Annotated in this window: 16 protein-coding genes, 1 pseudogene and 1 riboswitch; of the genes and pseudogenes, 9 read left to right on the top strand and 8 right to left on the bottom strand. The window is 70.6% G+C overall.

The window, feature by feature from the left end:
- Positions 1-197 (bottom strand): annotated as a pseudogene (locus ABT186_RS35355) (cobalamin biosynthesis protein); the annotation flags it as partial.
- A gap of 101 nt (positions 198-298) precedes the next feature.
- Positions 299-437, bottom strand: a riboswitch (cobalamin riboswitch).
- 317 nt (positions 438-754) lie between these two features.
- On the opposite strand from ABT186_RS35355, the gene ABT186_RS35350 reads away from it, so the two are divergent.
- A complete protein-coding gene (locus ABT186_RS35350) occupies positions 755-964 on the top strand; it encodes a DUF397 domain-containing protein (protein ID WP_351223265.1) in 210 nt (69 codons plus the stop codon).
- Positions 965-1,233: 269 nt separating this feature from the next.
- Here ABT186_RS35350 and ABT186_RS35345 read toward each other — a convergent pair whose 3' ends face one another.
- The 5 genes from ABT186_RS35345 to ABT186_RS35325 form a co-directional block, all read right to left on the bottom strand.
- A complete protein-coding gene (locus ABT186_RS35345) occupies positions 1,234-1,746 on the bottom strand; it encodes a hypothetical protein (protein WP_351223263.1) in 513 nt (170 codons plus the stop codon).
- A 37-nt stretch (positions 1,747-1,783) separates the two neighbouring features.
- The gene (locus ABT186_RS35340) at positions 1,784-2,641 is read right to left on the bottom strand and encodes a helix-turn-helix domain-containing protein (RefSeq protein WP_351223261.1); all 858 of its coding nucleotides are present in this window, start codon (positions 2,639-2,641) and stop codon (positions 1,784-1,786) included.
- 289 nt (positions 2,642-2,930) lie between these two features.
- A complete protein-coding gene (locus ABT186_RS35335) occupies positions 2,931-3,146 on the bottom strand; it encodes a hypothetical protein (protein WP_351223259.1) in 216 nt (71 codons plus the stop codon).
- Positions 3,147-3,158: 12 nt separating this feature from the next.
- Complete coding sequence (locus ABT186_RS35330) at positions 3,159-4,430, bottom strand: inorganic phosphate transporter (protein WP_351928532.1); 1,272 nt, start codon at positions 4,428-4,430, stop codon at positions 3,159-3,161.
- A gap of 211 nt (positions 4,431-4,641) precedes the next feature.
- The gene (locus ABT186_RS35325) at positions 4,642-5,391 is read right to left on the bottom strand and encodes a lysozyme (protein WP_351928530.1); all 750 of its coding nucleotides are present in this window, start codon (positions 5,389-5,391) and stop codon (positions 4,642-4,644) included.
- Positions 5,392-5,586: 195 nt separating this feature from the next.
- Between ABT186_RS35325 and ABT186_RS35320 the strand changes: the two genes are divergently transcribed.
- The 3 genes from ABT186_RS35320 (at position 5,587) to ABT186_RS35310 (ending at position 9,145) form a co-directional block, all read left to right on the top strand.
- Positions 5,587-6,303 carry a class II aldolase/adducin family protein gene (locus ABT186_RS35320; RefSeq protein ID WP_351236533.1) on the top strand — a complete coding sequence of 239 codons (717 nt, stop codon included), beginning with the start codon at positions 5,587-5,589 and terminating at the stop codon, positions 6,301-6,303.
- A 71-nt stretch (positions 6,304-6,374) separates the two neighbouring features.
- A complete protein-coding gene (locus tag ABT186_RS35315; RefSeq protein WP_351236531.1) occupies positions 6,375-7,502 on the top strand; it encodes an alpha/beta hydrolase family protein in 1,128 nt (375 codons plus the stop codon).
- 182 nt (positions 7,503-7,684) lie between these two features.
- Positions 7,685-9,145: a hypothetical protein gene (locus tag ABT186_RS35310; RefSeq protein ID WP_351928528.1), complete on the top strand. Its 1,461-nt coding sequence runs from the start codon at positions 7,685-7,687 to the stop codon at positions 9,143-9,145.
- A gap of 7 nt (positions 9,146-9,152) precedes the next feature.
- Here the strand turns inward: ABT186_RS35310 and ABT186_RS35305 are convergent, their stop codons facing one another.
- Positions 9,153-9,566, bottom strand: coding sequence for a VOC family protein (locus tag ABT186_RS35305; RefSeq protein ID WP_351236527.1), 414 nt, complete (start codon positions 9,564-9,566; stop codon positions 9,153-9,155).
- 442 nt (positions 9,567-10,008) lie between these two features.
- Here ABT186_RS35305 and ABT186_RS35300 point away from each other — a divergent pair, with 442 nt between their 5' ends.
- The 3 genes from ABT186_RS35300 to ABT186_RS35290 all read left to right on the top strand — a co-directional run bounded on the left by ABT186_RS35300 (position 10,009) and on the right by ABT186_RS35290 (position 13,135).
- Complete coding sequence (locus ABT186_RS35300) at positions 10,009-11,607, top strand: ABC-F family ATP-binding cassette domain-containing protein (protein ID WP_351236525.1); 1,599 nt, start codon at positions 10,009-10,011, stop codon at positions 11,605-11,607.
- Positions 11,608-11,989: 382 nt separating this feature from the next.
- Positions 11,990-12,211: a helix-turn-helix domain-containing protein gene (locus ABT186_RS35295; protein ID WP_009337982.1), complete on the top strand. Its 222-nt coding sequence runs from the start codon at positions 11,990-11,992 to the stop codon at positions 12,209-12,211.
- A 132-nt stretch (positions 12,212-12,343) separates the two neighbouring features.
- Positions 12,344-13,135: an enoyl-CoA hydratase/isomerase family protein gene (locus ABT186_RS35290; RefSeq protein WP_351928526.1), complete on the top strand. Its 792-nt coding sequence runs from the start codon at positions 12,344-12,346 to the stop codon at positions 13,133-13,135.
- 19 nt (positions 13,136-13,154) lie between these two features.
- On the opposite strand, the gene ABT186_RS35285 is transcribed toward ABT186_RS35290, so the two are convergent.
- The gene (locus ABT186_RS35285; RefSeq protein ID WP_351928524.1) at positions 13,155-13,970 is read right to left on the bottom strand and encodes a nucleopolyhedrovirus P10 family protein; all 816 of its coding nucleotides are present in this window, start codon (positions 13,968-13,970) and stop codon (positions 13,155-13,157) included.
- Between the two features lie 104 nt (positions 13,971-14,074).
- Here ABT186_RS35285 and ABT186_RS35280 point away from each other — a divergent pair, with 104 nt between their 5' ends.
- Positions 14,075-14,560 (top strand): Asp23/Gls24 family envelope stress response protein, encoded by a 486-nt coding sequence (locus tag ABT186_RS35280; protein WP_351236519.1) that lies wholly within the window; start codon positions 14,075-14,077, stop codon positions 14,558-14,560.
- A 29-nt stretch (positions 14,561-14,589) separates the two neighbouring features.
- Complete coding sequence (locus ABT186_RS35275; protein ID WP_351236517.1) at positions 14,590-14,775, top strand: hypothetical protein; 186 nt, start codon at positions 14,590-14,592, stop codon at positions 14,773-14,775.
- Positions 14,776-14,777: the final 2 nt, after the last annotated feature.

The following is a 14,777-nucleotide window of genomic DNA, read 5'->3' as shown; positions in this document are numbered from 1 at the left end:
AGCGCCACGGCGCCGCCGGCGCACACGGCGGTGTGCAGCGCGCCCCACCCACGGTGGTCCCGCCACAGTTTCCGCTCCACGGCGCCCGCGGCCCGCCCGAACGCGGCGACCGGATGCCCGCGGCGTGGATCGCCGAGCAGCAGGTCACCGAGAAGGCCGGCGGCGGCGCCGTACGCGAAGACGCGATCGGCACCCATCGGCTCAGCCGGCCGCGGGGTCGGGCAGGAGTCGGGTACTGAACCTCGATCGGCAGCCGCGCATGGCGATATGTCCTCACTCAGGGTGTCCGCGCCCTGGTTCGACGAGACCGGCGGTGAGAGTTCCTGGCTCCCGGGGAGTTCTTCCCCGGTGACAGTGGCGGGACCGCGCCGGACTCGCACCGGCTTCCTCTCCTGCCGCCGTATTGGCCCCGGCAGTCCACCACGCCCCCGGAACACCCGTCAACTTGCTCTTGACCTGCGACGCTGCGGTGTGCTGAGCCCCACACCGCTGAAATATCGTCAGCTGCCCGAATCGGCGGTTTCTGGGCTCTTTCCAGGCGCGGAAGGTGGGAAGACTAGGGAACGACAGTACGAACGAATACGGCATGACGGACGCGGAGAGCGCCGACGAGCGGCATTGGGTGATTCGTTGCGGGGAGACGAACCTGGTGTGGCCGGCTTCCGTTGCCTGCGGGCGGCGGCGGGACACGGCGCTCGGGTGAGTCACGGTAGGGCGCTGTGTCGGTGCGCTGACTGGTGAGAGGGAGGTCGGTGTGATCGGCAGGGTGTCGTCGGCGCATGTGTGGTGGAAGAGCAGTTATTCGGGAGGGGACACCAACAACTGCCTCGAGGTGGCCGTCGAGGGGGCGCACGTTCTGGTGCGTGACTCGAAACGGCGCGCTGGGCCGGTGCTCGTCTTTCGCCGTGCCGCATGGTGTGGTTTGCTGGCTGGACTTGAGAACCCGGCAGTGGACGATTTCTGACGATCCGTCCAGAGGACGGGAGGGGACCCACATGGGGGACAGGGCCAAGGAAGTCTCGGCGCGCGCGGGAGGTCCTCACGTTCCGCGCACATCGCTGTCGGCGGCGGCCCCGCTGGCACTCTTCTCCCTGATGACGGGGGTGTTCGCGGTCGGTATCGGCGCGCTGGCGGCACTGCTCGTGCCAGGATCCCCGGCGCGGGCCCTCGTCTGGCTGGTGGTGACGGTCGTGGCCGCCTCCTGTGCCGGCCTGTGGTGGGGCCTCACCCCGGTCACGGAACGTCTCCGGGTTCTGGATCGTGCTGCGGCGGCCGTTCGTCCGCGGGGCTCGCAGAGCCGTTGACCCCGGGACCGCGCGTCTCTCCCGAGCGACCGCGCAGGGCCCTGCCCGCACTTGCCGCGAGGGCGGTGACGACGGCCGCGCCGAGTGCCCCCAGCACCGTGGTGGTGAGGGGGGTCAGGGCGCCCAACCCCAGGCTGGGCGCCACCCGGGCGGAGACGGCGATGCTGAACAGCAGAACGCTGCCGCACGCCGTCCCGAGCAGCAGACGGACCGCCAGGAGGCGTATCTCGCCGTCCACCCTGGCGTTCTCGACGTCGATGAGGGCCTCGGCCCACTCCCGTCGTTGCATGGCGTAGGCCTTGAGTGTGACGTCGTCGAGGCCGGCGGAGCCGTCTTCCTCGGTGCCGCCCGCCTCCGGCGGGACAGCGGGAGGTTCCCCCGCCACGACGAAACGCGCCACGTGCAGCCGCCTGCACCACTCAAGGAACCCGAAGACCGCCATGGGCCCTCCCCGTTGTTTGCCCGGTCCGTCCCCCGGGTCAGGTGTTGTCGAGACTCTCCTTGACCGCGTCGATCAGCTCGATCATGCGGTCCCCTACGTACGCCTTGTTGCTGATGTCCTCGAAGCACTCCTGGTACTGCGCCGTGAGACCGAGGTCGTCGCGGTCCACCACGCTGTCGGTGATGCTTTCGAGGTAGAGCAGGTCGTCGTCGTCCTTGAAGCCGAGCACGATGAAGGAACCGGCGACGCTGTAGTGGGCGCCCGCCGAGAACGGCAGCACCCGCATGGTGACCCGCGGGTGCTGCGACATCGTCTTGAGGTGTTCCAACTGCCGGCGCATCACGCCCGGGCCGCCGACGACCCGCCGGATCGCCCCCTCGTCGAGCACGACCTCCACCTCCGGCCCCTCTTCCCGGTCGAACAGGCGCTCCTGACGGGTGGTGCGCAGCTCCGCCGAGCGCCGTGCCTGCTCGGGGGTCGCGCGTGGTGCGAGCTGGGCCATCGCATAGTCCTCGGTCTGGAACAGTGCGGAGATCAGCGTCGGGTGGTACAGGCGGAGTGAGCTCGCGGCGCTCTCGTAGCCCAGGTACTGCGCGAACGTCGGCTGCACCATGTCGTTGTACGGAGCCCACCAGGACGGCCCCTTCGAGCCACGGGCGGCGTCCTCCAGCTCGGCCACAAGATGGGGCTCCGTGACGCTGTACAGCTGGAGCAGCGCGCGCAGGTCCGTGACGCTGAGGCTGACCGTCCCGGCCTCCAGCCGGATCACTTTCGACAGGGACCATTCCAGCGCGCTCGCAGCCTCCCGCTGTGTGAGGCCGGCTTCCTCACGCGCCTTCCGCAACTCGATGCGGAGCCTGCGTCGGTTCAGACTCGGATCGATGTCCCTGGCCATGTCGCTCCTTGCTACACGTCGTCCTCGACTGGTCGAGCGGCCAACGTCGAGCAGCAACTCATCTAATAGACTAGGTGAGTTCGACGAGAGCGGCCAGACCGTTGGCAGTCCGACACATGTCTCTTCGACGCAGGTCGCCATGTGGTGTAGACCATAGGTAATGTGGCATAACTTCGCAAATATTGGCTTATGCGGCATGTAAAGATCAAATGAGCAAGCCCCCGCAGAGATCAAAATCCCTGCGGGGGCTTTACGAGAGCGGCGGAAGCGGCGGACGGTCCGCCCGGTGTCAGGACACGATCAGATAGATCCCGTAGCCCACCGCCGCCGTGCACGCGGCGAAACAGGCGTAGGCGCCGGTGACCGCCAGAGTGGCGCTGCCGCCCCTGGTCGATTCCTTCTTCGTCAGACCCGCCACGCCCAGGGTGAACAGGCCCACCAGGGCCACGGTGACCACGAGGCTGACGCCGAACACGGAGCCGAGGGCTGCCCAGTCGATCTTCATTGGTGTGTTTCCTTAAACCGTCGCGGGGCGGGTCGGCTCCGCGGAGGGGCCGGCGTCCGGGGCCGGGATGGTGGCTTTCAGGCCGGAGGCGGCGTCCGTCGCGGCGTCGGCCGTGACGACCGGGCCCGCAGGCGGCGGGGTCACCGCGGCGATCGCCGCCGTGACGACGCCCGCGGGCTCCGCCTCGACGTCGTTGACGTTGTCGACCGTGACCGGCTTGCGGCGGGACAGGGTCCAGATGACGCCCGCCCCGGCGACCAGCAGCACACCGGTGGCGATCTTGCCCCACGTGCCCTGCTTGGTGAGGAGTTCGGCGCCCGCGCCGACCAGGCCGGCGGCCGGGAGCGTCAGGCACCAGGCGGCGAACATCCGGGTCGCGGTGGACCAGCGGACCACGCCGCCCTTGCGGCCGAGGCCCGCGCCCATGACCGCGCCGGAGCAGACCTGGGTGGTGGAGAGCGAGAAGCCGATGTGCGACGAGGCGAGGATCGCGGTCGCTGCGCTGGTCTGGGCGGCGAAGCCCTGCTGCGGCGCAAGGTCCGTCAGGCCCTTGCCCAGGGTGCGGATGATGCGCCAGCCGCCCAGGTAGGTGCCGAGTGCGATGGCCAGACCGGCCGACACGATGACCCAGGTGGGAGGGTTGGAGCCGGGCGCGATGACGCCGCCGGTGACGAGCGCCAGGGTGATGATGCCCATCGTCTTCTGGGCGTCGTTCGTGCCGTGCGCCAGGGAGACCAGGCCGGCCGAGGCGATCGACCCGGCGCGGTAGCCCTTGGCGGTCGTCTTCTCGTCGGTGCGGCTGCCGATGGCGTAGGAGAGGCGCGTCGCCAGCATCGAGGCCAGTCCCGCCACGAGTGGTGCGGCGACCGCGGGGATCAGGACCTTGGTGACGATCGTCGAGCCGTTCACCGCGGACCAGCCGGCCGAGGTGACGGCGGCGCCGATCAGACCGCCGAAGAGGGCGTGGGAGGAGCTGGAGGGCAGACCGAGGAGCCAGGTCAACAGATTCCAGAGGATGGCGCCGACCAGAGCGGCGAAGATCACTTCGACGCGTATGCCCTGCTCGTTGATGATGCCGCCGGAGATCGTCTTGGCGACCTCGACGGAGAGGAAGGCGCCGACGAGGTTCAGTGCGGCGGACATCGCCACCGCCGTCTTGGGCCTCAGGGCGCCGGTCGAGATGGTCGTCGCCATCGCGTTGGCTGTGTCGTGGAAACCGTTCGTGAAATCGAACACGAGAGCGGTGACGATCACGATTCCAAGGAGGAGCGTGATGTGTTCCATTTACCCAGGCTTCTGTGGGAGGTCAGTGGCGCGTGAACCGTAGGCAACCTGGGTGAACGGAAGGTGAACTGAAGCAGGCTTGGGGGTGTACCGATCGGAGCGCCGCCGTTCCGCTTGCGACGGAGCGGCGACGGTCGCGCTTTCGAACAAAGGCCCCGAAGGCTTCCGGAAGCCTTCGGGGCCTTTGTTCGTCCCGCTGTTCGTCCCTCGGCTAGTTCCTCGCGAAGCCCCTCAACCGGTCCATGGAGCCGTTGAAGAGATTCTGGTCACCCGGCAAACTGCCGCCGTTGTCGTACTGCCAGAACGTCCAGAACGACCAGCCGGCGGGCAGTGCCCCCGCGTCCGCCGAGTTGTGGCGGGCGATCCACAGGGCGTGGTTCGAGGCAAAGGCGCGGCTGCCGCCGGTGCAGGTGTTCCACCAGTGGGCCGTTGTGTAGATCACCGGGCGGCGGCCGGTCTCCCGCTTGATCTCGTCGCTGAACGACTTGATCCAGGCGACCATTCCGGCCTTGCTCAGGCCGTAGCACTTGTCCTTGCCGTACGGGTTGTACTCGATGTCGAGCGCGGGCGGCAGCGTCCAGCCGTCCGCACGCCAGGCGCCGCCGTTGCGCACGAAGTACGAGGCCTGGGTGGCGCCGGACGACTGGTCGGGCACGGCGAAGTGGTACGCGCCCCGCAGGATGCCCGCGTTGCGGGCGCCGTTGTACTGCCGGCTGAAGTAGGGGCTTCGATAGGTGGTGGACTCGGTCGCCTTGATGTAGACGAACCGGGCGCCCCTCGCCTTCGCGCCGGCCCAGTCGACGTCCTTCTGGTGCGAGGAGACGTCGTTTCCCTTCGGCTCGCCGGCCGCCGAGACCGGCATCCCGGCGAGAGCGGTTCCCCCCAAGGTGAGTGCCGTCACGGACAATGCGGCTGCGATGACGCGGGCATGACGACGGGACGGTTTGCGATCACGGGCCATGTTTCCCCCCGGAATGGCGACGTGGACGACAAATCGTCCAGAGGCTACTGGAAGATCACCCGAAGTCGGTCGATCACAGGCCAATCCCTGCTTGAAGAAGATGTATCCGTATATGCGCCCTTACGGATGCATGGCTTCCGGCCTACAGTGCCCGAGGTCACCGACGGCCGGGCACCCGCCTGGCAGGATCGCGGCATGGCTGAGCAGCGACATGACGCGCGGGACGCAGGGGAGGAAACACAGGGCGGGCGGGGTCCGGATGCGGGGAGCGAGGTGGCGCGGGCGTGGGAGGAGCTCGTCGCGACGGCCCGCCGGACGGTGTCGGACGGGCTGGTCGTCGGCACGTCCGGCAATGTCTCCGTACGCGTCGGGGACACCGTGCTGGTCACGCCCACGGGAGTGCCCTACGAGCGGCTGACGCCGGACGACGCGGTCGGGGTCGGCCTCGACGGGCGGCAGGTGCTCGGCTCGCTGCGCCCCACGAGCGAACTGCCGATGCATCTGGCCGTCTACCGCACGACGGGGGCGCGGGCCGTCGTGCACACTCACGCCGTGCACGCGACGGCCGTCTCCACCCTGGTACGGGAGCTGCCGCTGATCCACTACATGGCCGGCGCGCTCGGTGGGGCGGTCCGGGTCGCGCCCTATGCGACGTACGGCACCCCGGAGTTGGCCGAGAACATACTGGGCGCGCTGACGGACCGCACCGCGTGCCTCCTCCAGAACCACGGCACGATCGCCTACGGCGCCTCGCCGGCCGAGGCCTACGACCGCACCGCCCAGCTGGAGTGGATGTGCCGCGTATGGCTGACGGCGTCGTCGGTACCGGGGCTGTCGCCGACGCTGCTCACCCGTGAGCAGGTGGCGGAGGCCGGGGAACGGCTGCGGGGGTACGGGCAGCCCCGGGAGTAGGGGGAGGCCCTCGGCGACCCCGGTGGAGCCGTCCGCTGGCCGGAGGCGGGATCCGCCGCGAGACTGGATGGGTGCGCACTGTCAAAGCGGCGGCCGCAGCCGTCACCGTAGCCATAGCCGCGGGTGCCGCCGGTATCGCCGCGGGCCGTTTCGCCAGCGACGCCGCGCTCAAGGCGTCGCCCGGCCGCCCGCTGCCCACGGAGCCCCGCCTCACCGTGCACTCCACGGCCGCCGGTCAGATCACGCTCACCCGTGACCTGGCATCCCAGCGCCCCGGCACCTACGGCCTCTCCGGTGACGGCTCCCATGCGGTCGTCGGCCCGGTCCTGAACACCGCCCCCCACTCCGCCGACACCGTCGTACGCCGCCTGGAACGCGTCACCCACGGCACGCTCGAACCCGGCGACAAGGCCTGGCTCACCCCCAGCCTGTACATCGGCGACCCGGGCTCCGCCCTCGGCCTCGACCACACCGACGTCGATGTGCCCGGCGAATCGGGGACCCTGCCTGCCTGGCTCGTGCCCGGCGTCCGCGACACCTGGGTGATCACCGTGCACGGGCTCGGCACCACCCGGGAACACCCCATGAACGTCATGGAGTTCCTCACCCGGTACCACTTCCCGGTCCTCGACCTCGCCTACCGGGGCGACCTCGGGGCACCCCGTCCCCCGGACGGCCTCAACCACCTCGGCGAGACCGAGTGGCGCGACGTGGACGCCGCCATCCGCTACGCCGTGCGCCACGGGGCCGCGCGCGTCGTGCTGCACGGCTGGTCCATCGGCGCCACCATGGCGCTGCGGGCCGCCGCGCACTCCGCGCTGCGGGAGCGGATCTCCGGGCTCGTCCTGGATTCGCCCGTGCTCAGCTGGGAGACCACGCTGCGTGCCCTCGCCTCGGCCCGTCGCACCCCCGGAGCGCTGCTGCCGCTGGCCGTGCGCGCCGCCCAGGGCCGCACGGGTCTGCACGGCGACCGCATCCACGCGGCCGCCGACCCGGAGCACCTCAAGGTGCCCGTCCTGATCTTCCATGGCCCGGACGACGCGATCGCCCCCTGGGGGCCGTCCCGCCGTCTGGCGGACAGCCGCAGGGACCTGGTCACCCTGCAGACGGTGCGGGACGCTCCGCACGGCGCCATGTGGAACGCGGATCCCGAGGCCTACGAAGAGGCCATGAGGCGCTTTCTGACCCCGCTCATGTAACGGGTGTCCACGGCGGCCGGGCCAGGGTGGCCCGGCCACGAGCACCCTCTTCCGCTTGGCCCCGCCGGACAAGCCCTTTCCCCCTGTGTACGCCCTCTCCACGCCCCGTGCGTTGGCCAGCCCTGTCGCCCGTCGTGACATTCCGTTTGGGTTTTCGGACCGTCAACCGGAAGACTGCACCCGTGACGTCCCGTAACCCGCGCGACTCCAGGCTCCGACTCGTCGGCCCGCGGCCCCTGGCCGCCGCTCCCCGAGCGGTGACCCAGCGCCGCTCGCGCCGCCCCGCCCCCCGGCCGCCGGAGGGCACACCCCCACCCGCTGAACTGGCCGGAATGGCCCGTACCCGCCTGGCCGACGCGGCCCGTGTCGCCCACTGGGCCGATGCCGCGCTCCGCCCCGGACGCGAGGGCGCGACCTCCGACGGCAAGGGCACCCTCTCCGACACCACTGCCGAACGCGCCGCCGCCGACCTCGGCCTGACCGTCGCTCAGGTTCGCGCCGACTGGGACACCGCCCGCCTGGCCGGACTCGTCGAGGTGCACGGCGACAGCGCCCGCCCCGGCTGGCGTCTTCGTGCCTGGAACCGCGACGACTCCGCCGTACTGCGCGGCTGGGTCGCCTTCTTCGACGCCTGGTCGCTCGCTTACCCCGAGCCCGAGGACCACCAGCACGCCGCGGTCGCCGAGGTCGTCTCGGCCATGCCCCAAGTGCTCTCCTTTCTGCAGCTGTCCGCCGGGCCCGTCCCCGTCGAGCAGCTTCTCGACCTCCTCGCGCAGCGGGTCACGGAACTGCGCACCGAGCGGTGCGAGATCCCCTATGTCCCGCCCGTCGCCCACCACCCCCCTTATGAAGAGGCGCTTCGCGCCGCCCCTTCCGATTCTCACCCCGTCGAGGCGCCGGACCAGAACTCCGTCGAGGACACCCCGCTCGCGCCCCTGCTCGACTGGGCCCTCGACGCGCTCGCCTACGTCGGCGCCCTCACCTGTGCCGACGGGCAGGCCACTCTCACGCCCCTCGGCAGCTGGGCGGTCTGGGTCAAACTGGAGCAGATCTGCGTCGCCGCCCAGAGCCCCGCCGGGAACATCGAGCAGAACGCGGAGGACATGCTCCGCGGCTGCGCCCAGCTGCGCCCGAACGCGGCACGCGCCGAGTACCGCGCCTGGCTCGCCGCCCGCACCGTAGGCAGCGCCGTCACCGAACTCCTCGACGCCGCCCGGGGCGAGGACGCCCTCCTGCGCGGTCTGGCCTTCGAGGCGCTGCGCGTGGTCGGAGCCCCCGCCGAGCCCGATGTGCGCGCCGCCGCGGACGAGACCCCGCTGCGCCCCTACGCCCTGCTCTGGCTCGCCGAGCACGACGGCACCGACCCGGAGGACGCCCACGAGGTGCTCACCCGTCAGGAGGCCACCTGGCTGTGGGTCGACACCGCCGCGGCCGTCGCCGACCACGGCGAAGCCCCGCTCCTCGTACGCCATCTGGAGTCCGCGGTGCAGCCCACGGTGCCGGCGCTTCTCGACGAGGTGCGCGCGGTGGGGCACCCCCGCACCGTGCAGGTGCTGGTCGCGCTCGCCGCCGCCCACCCGGACCCCGCGCTCGCCAGGGCCGTGCGCCGCGCCGCATTCCAGGTCCACACCGGAGGCAGCTGACCCTTCCTCAGACGGCTATCTCGGGGGCGTACGTGCCAAAACTCCAGATGTTGCCCTCGGCGTCCCGGGCCATGTAGTCCCGCGAACCGTAGTCCTGGTCCGTCGGGGGCATCAGGATCTCCGCGCCGTGCTCCACGGCCCGCTGATGGTGTGCGTCGACGTCGTCCACGACGACGTACACCCCGCACGGACCCGCTTTCTTCATCGCCTCGTCGAAGGCACCGCCGCGGCCCTTCGAACCGAGCATCACCGCGCCGTTGCCCTGCACCAGCTCGGCGTGCAGCACCGAGCCGTCCTCGCCCTCGTACACCGACAGCTCCGTGAAGCCGAACGCCTCCGTGAGCTGTTTGATGGCCGCCTTCGCGTCCGTGTACAGCAGCGTCGGGTAGATGCTCGGACGCCTGCCGTCCATGCCCGCCATTCCGATCACTCCCTTGGTGTCCTGCCGGAGGGAATCAAGACCTGTCGCCCAGTCTTGCACCGGCCACTGACAACGCCCCCGAGCCGGGAGGACCGGGCGAGCCGGGCCGATCGGGTCCGGGCCGATGCATCTTCGTACGGTCCCTGGGGCGGGGTGGCGCGCCATGGTCCGAACGGGGGACACACCGGCCGTGTCGCACGACCACCCGCCGCATCCGCGCCTACGCTTCGCCCGCGACGCGGCGGCTTCTCCCGCACCGCCCCCGCTCGGCACCGGACCGGGGCGACCGGCAGGGCAATGAGCGTCACACCACAGAACGCCCGCACACCGGAAAAGCGCTTGCCCGGCCCCGTTAGACTTGGGCCCATGGCCATTCTCCTCGCGCATTAGACGGCGGGAACGTCCTCAGCCGCCCATCCCGCCACCTCCCTGGAGTCTGTCCGTGATCTCCGCCTCCGGTATCGAGCTGCGCGCCGGTGCCCGCATCCTCATCGAGAACGCCTCCTTCCGCGTCACCAAGGGCGACCGCATCGGCCTCGTCGGCCGTAACGGCGCCGGCAAGACCACGCTCACCAAGGTCCTCGCGGGCGAGGGCATCCCCGCCGCGGGCACCGTCACCCGCTCCGGCGAGGTCGGCTATCTCCCGCAGGACCCGCGCACGGGCGATCTGGACGTGCTGGCCCGCGACCGCGTCCTGTCCGCCCGCGGCCTCGACGTCCTGATCCGCAAGATGCGCGACAACGAACAGCGCATCGCCACCGGCAAGGGCGCCACCCGGGAGAAGGCCCTCAAGCAGTACGAGCGCCAGGAGACCGAGTTCCTCACCAAGGGCGGGTACGCCGCCGAGGCCGAGGCCGCCACCATCGCAGCCGCGCTCAATCTGCCCGACCGGGTGCTGGGCCAGCCGCTCCACACGCTCTCCGGTGGTCAGCGCCGCCGTATCGAGCTGGCCCGCATCCTGTTCTCCGACGCGGACACCCTGCTGCTCGACGAGCCGACCAACCACCTCGACGCCGACTCGATCATCTGGCTGCGGGACTACCTGAAGACCTACCGCGGCGGCTTCATCGTCATCTCGCACGACGTCGACCTGGTCGACACGGTCGTCAACAAGGTGTTCTACCTGGACGCCAACCGTTCCACGATCGACATCTACAACATGGGCTGGAAGCTCTACCAGCAGCAGCGCGAGGCCGACGAGAAGCGCCGCAAGCGGGAGCGCGTCAACGCCGAGAAGAAGGCCGCCGCGCTCAATGCGCAGGCCGACAAGATGCGCGCCAAGGCCACCAAGACGGTCGCCGCGCAGAACATGGCCCGCCGCGCCGACAAGCTCCTCGCCGGGCTGGAGGCCGCCCGCCAGTCCGACAAGGTCGCCAAGCTCCGCTTCCCGGAGCCCGCGCCCTGCGGCAAGACCCCGCTGACGGGCGAGGGCCTGTCGAAGTCGTACGGCTCCCTGGAGATCTTCACCGACGTCGACCTGGCCATCGACAAGGGGTCGAGGGTCGTCATCCTCGGCCTCAACGGTGCCGGCAAGACCACCCTGCTGCGACTCCTCGCGGGCGTAGAGCAGCCCGACACGGGTGCCGTCGTCCCCGGCCACGGCCTCAAGCTCGGCTACTACGCCCAGGAGCACGAGACCCTCGACGCCGACCGCACGGTCCTGGAGAACATGCGCTCCGCCGCGCCCGACATGGACCTCGTCGAGGTCCGCAAGGTACTCGGCTCGTTCCTGTTCTCCGGCGACGACGTCGACAAGCCGGCCGGCGTCCTCTCCGGCGGCGAGAAGACCCGGCTCGCGCTCGCGACCCTCGTGGTCTCGTCCGCGAACGTGCTGCTCCTCGACGAGCCGACCAACAACCTCGACCCGGCCAGCCGTGAGGAGATCCTCGGCGCGCTGCGCACCTACAAGGGCGCGGTCGTCCTGGTCACCCACGACGAGGGTGCCGTCGAGGCGCTGCAGCCGGAGCGGATCATCCTGCTGCCCGACGGCGTCGAGGATCTGTGGGGCAGCGACTACGCGGACCTCGTCGCCCTCGCCTGACCGCCCGTTCCTGACCACCCGCGCCGCGGGCGGTCAGGAACGCTTGATCGAATGACTGATCCACTGCGTATGGATCATTCGGCCGATCCGTGATCCATCATCTGTGTGAGATCTCCTCGTACCGAGGTGTGTCCTACACCGAATCGACGGCTGGGCCCTTTCGTCCCATGGGGTCGGCCGTCGCGCGTCGCTGACCTGGTGCTTCCTGGATGAACCCGTTCGGGTGTACGGACGACGCCGGGCGGAACCCCAGATTCCACTCGTGGGGATGCGCTCCTGTCGTCACAACCTTGTCGCACGGACCTTGCCGAATGGGTGGCCATCACGCCCCCGAGGGGTGATCATGAGGGGACCAGAGCGCACTTCCCATGAGGAGGCACGGGTGGCCGAGACTCTGAAGAAGGGCAGCCGGGTGACCGGCGCCGCGCGCGACAAGCTCGCGGCAGACCTGAAGAAGAAGTACGACTCCGGTGCGAGCATCCGGGCGCTGGCCGAGGAGACCGGCCGCTCGTATGGCTTCGTACACCGGATGCTCAGCGAGTCGGGTGTCACGCTGCGTGGGCGTGGCGGGGCGACGCGGGGCAAGAAAGCCACGTCGGCCTGACGCCGGGCGGCCCATCGGCTTCGGTGGTGGCCACCCGGTCGGTCGGGTGACCGGCCGGGTGGTTACTGTGCAGTCACTTGTGGATGTCGTGGTACGGCGTCCTCACCTGACCGCACCCATCGGAGGCGCCCCATGGCTTCGCTCGACCCGGTACTCGACAAGGACGGCGTACGGCTCACCGTCGACGAGGCGATCGCCACGGTGACGCTGACCAACCCGGCCAAGCTCAACGCCCAGAGCCCCGCTCTGTGGCGGGCGTTGGCAGAGGCCGGGCGGGCGCTGCCCGGTTCCGTGCGGGTGGTTGTGCTGCGCGCCGAAGGCAAGTCGTTCTCGGCCGGGCTCGACCGGCAGATGTTCACGCCCGAGGGGATCGAGGGCGAACCGACCTTCGTCGACATCGCGCGCAGCAGCGACGCGGAGCTGGACGCGACCATCGCCGGGTACCAGGAGGGTTTCACCTGGTGGCGGCGCAACGACATCGTGTCCATCGCCGCCGTGCAGGGGCATGCGATCGGTGCCGGGTTCCAGCTCGCCCTCGCGTGTGATCTGCGCGTCGTCGGTGACGACGTGCAGTTCGCCATGCGCGAGACCAGCCTGGGCCTCGTACCGGACCTCACCGGCACGCATCCGCTCGTCAGCCTGGTCGGCTACGCCCGTGCGCTGGAGATCTGCGCCACGGGCCGCTTCGTCCTGGCCGAGGAGGCGGTGAACACCGGGCTCGCGAACATCGCCGTGCCGCGCGACCAGATCGACGACACCGTACGGGACCTGGCGTCCGCACTGCTCGCGGCGCCCCGTGACGCCGTGATCGAGACCAAGGCACTGCTGCACGGGGCGCAGGAGCGCCCGTACGAGGAGCAACGCGCCGCGGAGCGGGCCGCGCAGGCCCGCCGGCTGCGGGACCTGGCCGGGGTCGGCGACTAGGACCTGTCTTTCTTCGGGATCAGCTCGGCGTCGCGGGCCCTGATCCCAAAGGCAGGCCTTGGGCCACGACGGCCGTCACCAGTACGGCGACCGACGGGTGGTCCAGCAGGGCCTCCGTCACCGCTCCCCGTACGGCACGGGCGACATCCACCGCCCGCCTGTCCGCCGCGACCGCCACTTCCACCCGGACGTGGCGGCGCGGCAGGGCCGCTTCGTCCTGCCGTTCCTCGATGTGCACCGCACGCCCCAGGCCGCCGAACGCGCCCATGAGACGGACCACGCCCGGGACGGGCCGGACCGCCGAGGCCACCGCCGACTCGTCTGGCCCGAGCGCCGGATCCCGCTCCGCCGACGGGGGCGGCGCGGGGCTTCGTACGGCGGCAGGCTCCTCGTCCAGCAGGCCGGTCACATGGAGGTCCACCTCCGTCACCGTCAGACCGAGGCGTTCCGCCGCCGCCATCGCAAGGACGAAGCGGAGGCGGGCCGCGGTCGTGGGGAGCGGTTCGGCGTCCGGAGCGGTGGGATCCACCACGACGGCGAACTCCGCGCCGATCCGCAGCGGCCCGGGCGGCAGCGCACCCGGCGGGGGCGGCACCGCCGTCTCGTACTCCCCCACTGCCTCAACGGCGTGGGAGGTGCCCCCGTCCTCCGGGTCCGCGAGCACGATCCGCAGCGCGCCGAGCCGGACCCCGCGCGTACCGTCCAGCGCATGCCGTAGCCCCGAGACGGCCGCCCCCTCCGCGATCCACGCGCCGTCGCGCGGGCCGCCCAGCGGCAGCAGTCGCCCGAGTCCGGTCTGCCGTCCCGCAGTCTGCGTCCACCGCTGCGCCGTCATTCCTCCAGCCTGCCGCATCCCCGGCACGCGCCCGAGGAACCCCCCTTTCAACTGCGGGCAAATTACTGTGGGCAAAGGAGGACGACCGAAAGGGACGTACGGCGATGAGCGACATGACGCAGCAGAACCGGCCGGAGACGACCTCCGAGGGGGCGAGGGAGACTCCGCAGATGCGTAAGCCCGTCCGGCGGGGCGGCGGCGATCCGGCGACCCGAGGGCGAACGACCATCGCCGACGGTGTCGTGGAGAAGATCGCCGGGATGGCGGCGCGCGACGTGCTCGGTGTGCATGCCATGGGCAGCGGGCTCAGCCGTACCTTCGGCGCCGTGCGCGACCGGGTACCCGGCGCGAAGGCCGCGGCCACCCGCGGTGTGAAGGCCGAGGTCGGCGAGGTGCAGACCGCGCTCGACCTGGAGATCGTCGTCGAGTACGGCGTGTCCATCGCCGAGGTCGCGCGCGCCGTGCGGGAGAACGTCATCGCGTCCGTCGAGCGCATGACCGGCCTTGAGGTCGTCGAGGTCAACATCGCCGTCAGCGATGTTCATCTGCCGGAGGAAGAGGAAGAAGAACCAGAGGGGCGGCTCCAGTAGCCGGGTGACCGCGAGCTGAGGAGCGCAGCATGAGCTTGGCCGTGATCGGCATGATCGCCGGAATGGCGCTGGGGTTCGCCGGGTACTTCGGTGGATTCGGTGCGTTCCTGCTGGTGGCAGCCCTGGGCGCTGTCGGCCTTGTCGTCGGTCGGTTCCTGGAGGGGGATCTGGATCTCGGTGACTTCTTCCGCCCCCGTCACGACCGGCGGAGGTGACG

The sequence above is a fragment of the Streptomyces sp. NPDC001634 genome, assembly GCF_040298185.1.
GTDB lineage: Bacteria > Actinomycetota > Actinomycetes > Streptomycetales > Streptomycetaceae > Streptomyces.
Note: the sequence above shows the minus strand (reverse complement) of the source record. Positions and strands in the feature narration are given on the sequence as shown.

Coding starts and splice junctions, on each gene's coding strand:
- ABT186_RS35345 (WP_351223263.1), bottom strand. CDS start 1,746: ATGGCGGTCTTCGGGTTCCTTGAGTGGTGCAGGCGGCTGCACGTGGCG.
- ABT186_RS35340 (WP_351223261.1), bottom strand. CDS start 2,641: ATGGCCAGGGACATCGATCCGAGTCTGAACCGACGCAGGCTCCGCATC.
- ABT186_RS35335 (WP_351223259.1), bottom strand. CDS start 3,146: ATGAAGATCGACTGGGCAGCCCTCGGCTCCGTGTTCGGCGTCAGCCTC.
- ABT186_RS35330 (WP_351928532.1), bottom strand. CDS start 4,430: ATGGAACACATCACGCTCCTCCTTGGAATCGTGATCGTCACCGCTCTC.
- ABT186_RS35325 (WP_351928530.1), bottom strand. CDS start 5,391: ATGGCCCGTGATCGCAAACCGTCCCGTCGTCATGCCCGCGTCATCGCA.
- ABT186_RS35320 (WP_351236533.1), top strand. CDS start 5,587: ATGGCTGAGCAGCGACATGACGCGCGGGACGCAGGGGAGGAAACACAG.
- ABT186_RS35305 (WP_351236527.1), bottom strand. CDS start 9,566: ATGGCGGGCATGGACGGCAGGCGTCCGAGCATCTACCCGACGCTGCTG.
- ABT186_RS35290 (WP_351928526.1), top strand. CDS start 12,344: ATGGCTTCGCTCGACCCGGTACTCGACAAGGACGGCGTACGGCTCACC.
- ABT186_RS35285 (WP_351928524.1), bottom strand. CDS start 13,970: ATGACGGCGCAGCGGTGGACGCAGACTGCGGGACGGCAGACCGGACTC.
- ABT186_RS35280 (WP_351236519.1), top strand. CDS start 14,075: ATGAGCGACATGACGCAGCAGAACCGGCCGGAGACGACCTCCGAGGGG.
- ABT186_RS35275 (WP_351236517.1), top strand. CDS start 14,590: ATGAGCTTGGCCGTGATCGGCATGATCGCCGGAATGGCGCTGGGGTTC.